The 2773-nt window shown below is 73.0% G+C and carries 3 protein-coding genes; 2 read left to right on the top strand and 1 reads right to left on the bottom strand.

The features are described 5' to 3' along the window. Nucleotides 1-135 precede the first annotated feature (135 nt). A complete protein-coding gene (gene dmpI, locus ACWEN3_RS44680; RefSeq protein WP_452983933.1) occupies nucleotides 136-318 on the bottom strand; it encodes a 4-oxalocrotonate tautomerase DmpI in 183 nt (60 codons plus the stop codon). Nucleotides 319-558: 240 nt separating this feature from the next. Between dmpI and ACWEN3_RS44675 the strand changes: the two genes are divergently transcribed. Continuing rightward, nucleotides 559-2139 carry an FAD-dependent monooxygenase gene (locus tag ACWEN3_RS44675; RefSeq protein ID WP_452983930.1) on the top strand — a complete coding sequence of 527 codons (1581 nt, stop codon included), beginning with the start codon at nucleotides 559-561 and terminating at the stop codon, nucleotides 2137-2139. Between the two features lie 33 nt (nucleotides 2140-2172). Next, nucleotides 2173-2562: a PPOX class F420-dependent oxidoreductase gene (locus ACWEN3_RS44670; RefSeq protein ID WP_452983927.1), complete on the top strand. Its 390-nt coding sequence runs from the start codon at nucleotides 2173-2175 to the stop codon at nucleotides 2560-2562. Nucleotides 2563-2773: the final 211 nt, after the last annotated feature.

Here is a 2773-nt window from a genome sequence, read left to right as displayed (position 1 = left end):
CCTCGCGGTGACGGGCCGCGGCCCGGGCGCCGTGCGGGGCGGCCGGGCCCGCGGCCAGGGGGAAGGGGGGAAGGGGAAAAAAGAGCGGATGGGGGATAAGGGGGAACGCCCGGCTGTCGGGGGCGGGGGAAGGGTTCAGCTGTCGGCGACGAGCTTGCCCGCGTTGGCCCAGCTGTCCGCCGGGACCTCCTGGATCCAGACCTGAACCGTCTCGGCCGGGATCTTGTACGCGTCGACGAAGGCGTCCGTGATACGGGCGACCAGGTCGCGCTTGAGCTCGACGTCGCGCGGACCCTGCTGAACGGTCACGATCGGCATTTCTTCCTCCGGTAATTCGAGGGGGGATTTCTCTGATCGGTCGCCGGGCGCTTTTCGGCGTTTCCCCGGCACGTCCAGAACGTTAGGAGCGCCGCGCGGGCCCCGGCAAGGAATGTGCTCCCTAGGCGGCCCCCCGATGTCTCCTAGGAAACACGCCGCCGATGTGCCGCCCGCGCCCCCGTCTACATTCGGCAGCACCCGTGTCCGCAGAATTCTTCGCTTCCCATGTGGGGTATGACCGTGACGCAGACAGAAGACCGCCCCGTCCTCGTCGTCGGAGCCGGCCCCGTCGGGCTGACCGCCGCCACCGAACTGCTCCGCCGCGGCGTGCCCGTACGCTGCGTGGACCGCTCCTCGGGGCCGTCCCCGCTGACCAAGGCCCTCGCGGTGTGGCCGCGCACCCTGGAGCTGCTGCGCCGGCTCGGCGGCGGCGCCCGGATCGAGGAGCACGGCCTCCCGATCGAGTCCCTGCGCTACCACTCGCTGGGCCGCGAGGTGGCCCGTATCCGCTTCGACCGGCGCACCCGCCCGGTGACCCTGCCCCAGCCCGACGTGGAGGCCCTGCTCGCCGAGTCGCTGGCCGGCGCCGGGGGCAAGGTGGAGTGGGACACCGCGCTCGTCGCCCTGGAACAGCACCCCGACCGGGTGCACGCCACCCTGCGCGGCCCCGACGGCACCGAGCTGCGCGAGGAGTTCGCCTATGTCGTCGGCTGCGACGGCGCCGGCAGCACCGTGCGGGAACTGCTCGGCATCTCCTTCGAGGGCAGCACCTACGAGAACCTGTTCGCGCTCGCCGACGTCCGCGTCGAGGGACCCCTGGTGCACGACGCCAACTACTACTACTGCGGCCCGAAGGGCATCGTCGTCCTGGTCGGACTGCCCGGCGGCCGGTTCCGGGTGTTCACCGCCGCCCCGCCCGGCACCGCCCGCGAGGACATCGACCTGCCGCTCATCCAGCGCCTGGTCGACGAGCGCGGGCCGGGCGACCTGCGGCTGACCGACCCGACCTGGACGGCCGGCTTCGCCGTGCACGCCCGGCACGCCGCACGCACCCGCGAGGGCCGGGTCTTCCTCGCCGGGGACGCCGCGCACATCCACAGCCCGGCCGGCGGCCAGGGCCTCAACACCGGTGTGCAGGACGCCCACAACCTCGCCTGGAAGCTGGCGCTCGCCCACACCGGCCGGGCCGGCGACCCGCTGCTCGACAGCTACGCCGCCGAACGCGAACAGGTCGCGCGGACCGTGATCCGCCAGGCCGACCTGCAGACCCGCGCCTGGACCCCGGTCAAGCGCCGTCATGTCGCCCTGCGCGACGCCGCGTTGCGCACCGCGTCCGCGCTGCGGCTGTTCAACGCAGGCTACGTACCGGGCCTGGCCGGCCTCACCACCGTCTACCGCGAGGGCGCGGCCGTCGGCCCGAGGCACAGCGCCGCCGGCCTCACCACCGGCGCGCTCGTGCCCGACCGGCCGGTGTGGGACGCGCGCACCGTGCGGCGCACCCCGCTCCGGCTCGCCCTGGACGACCTGCGCCTGACCCTCCTCGTCGCGGTCCCCGCCGGCACCGCCGCACCCGACGCGGCGATCGCCCTGGCCGACGAACTCAGGGCGGAGTACGGCGAGTTGATCGACGTACGCTACCTGGACACCACCCGCCACGCACTCTCCGACGACCCGCCCGCCACCCCCTACCTGCGTCGCGCCGACGGCCGCTGCACCCTCGCCCTGACCCGCCCCGACGGCTACGTAGCGGTGAGCGGCGCCGGGGACGCGCCCCACCTGGTGGGCGACTGGCTGCGCACCGCCCTCGCGCAGGACGCCTGAACCACCTCCATGTCACCCCGGAAAGGAACCCCCATGTCCGTGATCCCCGAGTCCCACGCCGACCTGCTCGAACGCCCCCTGTTCGGCCACCTCGGCACGCTGCGCCCCGACGGCACCGTGCAGGTCAACCCCGTCTGGTTCCGCTGGGACGGCGAACTGCTGTGGTTCACCACCGAGAAGCGGCGCTACAAGTACCGCAACATCGCCGAGAACCCGCAGGCCACCCTCTCCGTCAACGACCCCGAGCAGCCCTACCGCTACCTGGAGGTGCGCGGCACGGTCGAGCGAATCGTCGACGACTCCTCCACCGACGGCTTCTTCGCGCTCGCCGACCGCTACGGCATGACCTTCGAACGCCCCATCGCCGACGCCCCGTACCGCGTCCTGCTGGGCCTGCGCCCGCAGCACACCACCTGCCAGTGACCGCCGCCTCGTGAAGGGAAGCAAGCCGATGTCCACCACCCCGCAGCGGGTCGCCGTCGTCACCGGAGCCGCCCGGGGCATCGGAGCGGCCACTGATGGACGTGTTGAGGATGTCCGTTTTGGGGAAGTACGCCCCGGCGGAGCTGGCCGGGGCGATGAACGTGACCGGCACGCCGCCGGCCCTTGCGATCACGTCGGCGAACTGCCAGGC

The sequence above is a fragment of the Streptomyces sp. NPDC004561 genome (assembly GCF_053602155.1).
The sequence above is the reverse complement of the archived record's forward strand: the minus strand, read 5'-3'. Positions and strand labels throughout refer to the sequence as shown.